Source organism: Corynebacterium sp. HMSC074C03, assembly GCF_001838285.1.
GTDB lineage: Bacteria > Actinomycetota > Actinomycetes > Mycobacteriales > Mycobacteriaceae > Corynebacterium > Corynebacterium amycolatum.
Map to the genome: position 1 here is coordinate 1 of NZ_KV836226.1, position 5,366 is coordinate 5,366.

At 55.1% G+C, this 5,366-nt stretch carries 4 protein-coding genes; 1 reads left to right on the plus strand and 3 read right to left on the minus strand.

Features of this window, described 5'->3' with window-relative positions:
* Positions 1 to 55: 55 nt before the first annotated feature.
* The 3 genes from pbp2m to HMPREF2847_RS07005 form a co-directional block, all read right to left on the minus strand.
* A complete protein-coding gene (gene pbp2m / locus HMPREF2847_RS06995; protein WP_070604859.1) occupies positions 56 to 1,837 on the minus strand; it encodes a penicillin-binding protein PBP2M in 1,782 nt (593 codons plus the stop codon).
* 113 nt (positions 1,838 to 1,950) lie between these two features.
* A complete protein-coding gene (locus tag HMPREF2847_RS07000) occupies positions 1,951 to 2,781 on the minus strand; it encodes a serine hydrolase (RefSeq protein WP_070604856.1) in 831 nt (276 codons plus the stop codon).
* Positions 2,778 to 3,638, minus strand: coding sequence for a LysR family transcriptional regulator (locus HMPREF2847_RS07005; RefSeq protein WP_012360809.1), 861 nt, complete (start codon positions 3,636 to 3,638; stop codon positions 2,778 to 2,780). The genes HMPREF2847_RS07000 and HMPREF2847_RS07005 overlap by 4 nt, the downstream gene beginning before the upstream one ends.
* Before the next feature lie 114 nt (positions 3,639 to 3,752).
* Between HMPREF2847_RS07005 and HMPREF2847_RS07010 the strand changes: the two genes are divergently transcribed.
* The gene (locus tag HMPREF2847_RS07010) at positions 3,753 to 5,333 is read left to right on the plus strand and encodes a helicase-associated domain-containing protein (RefSeq protein ID WP_016421371.1); all 1,581 of its coding nucleotides are present in this window, start codon (positions 3,753 to 3,755) and stop codon (positions 5,331 to 5,333) included.
* Positions 5,334 to 5,366: the final 33 nt, after the last annotated feature.

Genomic DNA, 5,366 nt, shown 5'->3' on the forward strand with positions numbered 1-5,366 from the left:
CCGGAAAAGACACACTTTTCTTTACTTAACCCGTGCTAGAGGTTATGACGCAAGTTTATTGAATTCCAGAGAATTTCTGAACATCCGGCGAGCGAAGGAAACGCCCGGCCATTTCCACAGCTGGCTGAGAAGAATCTCCTTCGATTACAAGGGACGCAATCGCCAATTCCCCTGTCGTTCCAGCGAACCAGCCATTGGAAAGCTTGCCATCAATTTCTGCTGTACCAGTCTTTCCGCCAAGTGCACTAAGATCACTCAACGACCTAGCTGAACCGTGGTCAATTGTTGATTTCATCATCGTCCGGAGGCTTTGAATAGTTGTATCGCTGACATGCTGGTCTGCCTGTTTATTCACTACTGTCTGTTCGCCTTGAATGAGCTGTGGAGGAACAAGCAAGCCGCCGTTAGCGACAGTCGATTCCATGAGCGCAATCCCAAATGGACTAGCTAGAACCTCGCCCTGTCCAATAGAAGCCTCCACACGAGGAGGTCCAGCCGGTGTCCGCGGCACCGAACCAGTAAGTGTGGTCATCCCTGGTACGTCGAAGTCGGAGCCAATTCCGAGTTCTAAAGCAGTCCGTTGCAGATCATCTTCTCCCAAACGATCCGAAATGACCGCTTGGGTTGTGTTACATGATTGGGCGAAAGCTTCTTCCAGTCGAACGCTACCTAGATCGAAGTCATGATCGTTGGGAATCGTGCGTCCAGCGACGGTGATATTGCTAGGACAAGGTAGTTCCTCATCCATGCTGACTGCCCCTGCCTCTAGTGCCGCCGCTGTGGTCACAGTTTTGAACGTCGATCCCGGTGGGAATAGCCCGGTGAGTGCGATTGGCCCTTGGTTATTTGCCTTGTCATTTTGTGCAACGGCAAGGACACCTCCTGTTCTAGGATTGAGCACGACTAGAACTGCGGCACGTTGCTCACTGTCCACTGCTTGTTTTGCTGCGCTTTGCAGTGTGTTATCCAGAGTGGTTGCGATTGGCTGAACTCGGCGAGGCGGCTCAGAGGCTACCGTCGTCATACCTTGTGAACTCTCAGCGCGTATCGACCATCCTGAATTAGCATCGAGCACTGACTCCCAATATTTGTTCAATTCAGCATCCAGCGGAGAGTTAAGAGTTTTGGACACGCTTAAGAGACGCCCCTGCTCCACAGTGGAAATTCCCTCAAAGGTCCTAAGTTGCTCTTGTATCTTCCGGAATTCTTCCTGCCTCAAAGTGAGGAGCACGGTGTCTTCATCCTGAGACTCTCCCAAGGTCTGCTCGATCCACTCCTTAGTCGTTGTGGGAGACACTGGTGCAAAAATCTGGGCCAATTCCTGCGCTCTAGAGGCTATATCTTTGCGACCTCGTACCTGAATAACTTTCGTCCAGGTCATATATTCATTGCCCAAGCGATCTTTAATTGGAAGATCGTACTGTTTATCTTCAGCAAAAAAGAGTGCGGAATCATCGCTCAACTGAGCTTCGAAGATCGAAGGCAACCATTGAGGCTTACCATCCTGTCCACTAAGGACGAGCCGACCATTGCTCTCCAACTCCACACCATCTTTGGACCAAGTCACATGAGTATTCTGCTTTCCATTGGAAATATCAGATTTTTCGATGTTGACCTTCACACCATGAAGTGACTGCCGAAATTCATGAAGGGCGCGCTCCGGGTCTGGATGATCCAGATACCGTGCAGCCTTGCTGTCATCTCCCGCGTTGAAAGCTTTGAGAAATACGTCTGAGTCTGATTCCCACGGTAGAGCTGAACAGCTGCTCAACATCACTGCGGAGAGCGAACAGAGTGCAATCACCGACTGACGGAAACGATTGTGCTTAGTCATCATGGGAGTGACGTTAAGTGAGACGCATTGGATGCCACCAATATCACATAATGCAATTGTCTCATTTCATTCACATATAGGCGATGGTAGAAGTGTGTATTCAAGTGGCAGAAATTCTAACGAAGAGCGTCCACGAGCAGTCTAGCCACTTCGCCAATAGCACCATCGTGAGTACTCATTGCTTGTTCTGGCACCACCTGTTTCAGCATGATGGACACCACAATGGGCTCCTCGCCCTCAACCTGGATAATCGAAGCTTCACCATGGAGAAGTCCTACAGTGCCCGTTTTTCCATAGATATCAACGCCGCTTGGAGGAAAGCCTGAAGGAACACGGTGACGCCACACCTGCAACCCCAAGAGTTCACACATAGATCGACGTACCGCTGCACTATCGTCTTTCCAAACCTGTTCCAAGTCATTAGTTATTTCCGCCAACGAAGAGACTGCAGAAAACGCTATATCTGTACTACTCCCCCCTTGGGATTGAACATATTGACGCAATTGTTTCTCCGCCGTCACTAAGCTATTCCGATCTTGCAAGTCATAATGAGGTGGAAACCGTTTAAGAAATGCTTCTCGAGCCCACGCAGGCAGTAGACGCAAAATCTCGTGGGCGGCCACGTTATCTGACACCGATGCGACTTGTTTCATTAAGTCTCGGAGACTCACGTTCACTGCGTCATCAAAGGCAGCGAACCCATACCCTTCGTAAGTTCCTTTGGACGGTGCAACGTCAACACGAAGACGAGGATCCAGATCACCTCGTTGAATCGCTTCCAAAGTGAGGTGGAGGAGCCGGATTTTATATAAGGATGCCACCGGAATTTTCTCGTCTTGTTTGCGTCCGATAGTCACCCCATCGTGCAGTCGCGATGCACACCACCATCCCTCACACCCCGACCGCGTCAACACGTTTTCCAGGGCCATCTCCATCCGTGCAGTCATTGGTTAATCCTTCGACAAATTCTTTCGGCGACCGCCATGGCCTCGGCGCCATTGTCCATCCCACCTCGGCGAACCACTACATCCACGGAAAAATCGAAACGGGAAGGAAGCTCAATAGCATTGTCAAACTGGTGAAAACCGCGAAATACCAAAGACATCCCCTCCCCTCTTCCAATCAATAAGCCCCTACCTAGAGCATCCTCTGAATCATTAATTTCGCAAGACACACCCGACCGAAATAGCTCTCTCGCCAAACCACTGGCTGCACTTGAATTGTCATTCAGGTTCTCCACCAGCAGATTCAATTGAGACAAGGTCTTATCCAACCTTGAATACCCCGGCGGCACCACTAGATCACGTGACAGAGAAAACTGCCTCGCACTGCGGTGAGTACCCAAGGGAACCGGAGCTTGAACAAGCCCCGCATGAATAGCGCCTTCTTCAACACGGGCAAGAATCTCAACAGAAGGCAGTGACGACAAAACTACTCCATCATGCTGCTGTGCCTTTGCTGCAATACGCGATCCTATCTCGCTTGGAAGCGCACTACTGATGGCCAAACGAAACCCGCTTTGCGCACCACTTCGGATACCGTCAATCATCGAATGCATAGTCTGAAGATCGCGATTAATCACCCGGGCATATGGAAGCAAGGTCAACCCTGCCTCGGTTAGTTTCACTTCCCCCGCCCCTCGGATAAATAGCGGTGTACCTACACCAGCTTCTAAGCGCTTAATGGCATTGGAGACAGGCGGCTGACTCACTCCCAGTCGCGCTGCCGCCGCTGTAAAACTACCGGTCTCCGCTAAAGCCACGAAATACTGCCATTGGCGCAGATTTCCCGTCTGAGCAATCATGGGTCTCAGCATAGTGGAGCACGAGTTCGCACCACTGCAGCGTAAAATGATGTCTTTGGCTTGAGCAACACCGTCGCGGTGGCGTCGATAAACAAAAAGGAAGTGACACACAGCGTGGGCATTGGAAACGGACCGCTCATTGTGCAGTCGGATAAGACCGTGCTGCTGGAAATCGACCACGAACAGGCGCAGGAGGCGCGCACCGCGCTGGCACCGTTCGCGGAGCTGGAGCGCGCGCCGGAGCACGTGCACACCTACCGCATCACCCCGCTGGCGCTGTGGAACGCCCGCGCGGCAGGGCACGACGCGGAGCAGATCATGGACGTGCTGGAAACCTACTCGCGGTTCCCCGCCCCGCAGCCGCTGCTCATCGACATTGCCGACACGATGGATCGCTACGGGCGGCTGAAGCTCATCAAGCACCCAGCGCACGGGCTCGTGCTAGAGACGACGGACAGGGCTGTGCTGACGGAGATCCGGCGTCACAAAAAGATCAAGCCCATGTTGGGCGCAGAGATCGACGAGGACTCGATCGTTGTGCACCCTTCCGAGCGCGGCAGGCTCAAGCAGGAACTGCTGAAGGTCGGCTGGCCCGCAGAGGACCTGGCGGGATACGTCGACGGCGAGGCACACCCCATCGAGCTGTCGCAGGAACACGAAGAATGGCAGCTGCGCGACTACCAGGAGATGGCGGCCGATAGCTTCTGGGAAGGCGGCTCGGGCGTGGTAGTGCTGCCATGTGGTGCGGGCAAGACGATGGTCGGCGCGGCCTCGATGGCCAAGGCAAAGGCCACCACCCTGATCCTGGTGACGAACACCGTCGCGGGCAGGCAGTGGAAGGACGAGCTAGTGCGCCGCACCTCCCTGACGGAGGATGAAATCGGCGAATACTCCGGAGAGAAGAAGGAGATCCGCCCCGTGACCATCGCCACCTACCAAGTGGTCACGCGCAAGTCGAAGGGCGAATACCGGGCGCTGGAGCTGTTCGACTCCCGCGACTGGGGCTTAATCATTTACGACGAGGTTCACCTGCTGCCTGCCCCGGTGTTCCGCATGACCTCCGACCTGCAGTCTCGCCGCCGTCTGGGGCTCACCGCCACCCTGGTGCGCGAGGACGGCCGCGAAGGCGACGTATTCAGCCTGATCGGGCCGAAGCGCTATGACGCCCCATGGAAGGACATCGAGGCCTTCCTGGATCGCATGTCCCCCGGCGGTCTCTCGTCCGTTCCCCAGTCCCTGCGGTATTTGATTGACGACGCCACCAGGGCATTCCAGCAGGGCTCCGCCACCGAACCCCACTCGGCTCGTGTCCCGTCTCGCGTGGATACTCCCCAGCGCAACATCATGGACATCACTGGGGACTCCACCGAGATCGCCTCGGAGATCGACGGCGCCGTGGAGGGTTTTCGCCGCGCCCACGACCAGGCCATCGCCGTGGACCCGGCGGACGGCACGAAGGCCTCGGACACCCGGACCTTCCGCTCGCCGCGGGAGATCATGTCCGAGCTGCGCCGCGCCTATACCGCGGGCACACAGGTGCGCCTGCACTACGTGGACTATGCGGGTGCCACCAGCCATGACTGGATCTCCATCGTGATGATGACCCCCTCCACCATCTCCGCGGTGCTCGAATCCACCGGGGAGAGCCTCACGATCCAACCCCACCGCATCGCTGCGGTGGACGTGCCGTGCTAGAGGGTTAAGTAAAGAAAAGTGTGTCCGCATGCC

Bases quoted from the DNA above. Each gene is read 5' to 3' on its own strand.
- pbp2m (WP_070604859.1), bottom strand. From the start codon at position 1,837: ATGATGACTAAGCACAATCGTTTCCGTCAGTCGGTGATTGCACTCTGT.
- HMPREF2847_RS07005 (WP_012360809.1), bottom strand. From the start codon at position 3,638: ATGATTGCTCAGACGGGAAATCTGCGCCAATGGCAGTATTTCGTGGCT.
- HMPREF2847_RS07000 (WP_070604856.1), bottom strand. From the start codon at position 2,781: ATGACTGCACGGATGGAGATGGCCCTGGAAAACGTGTTGACGCGGTCG.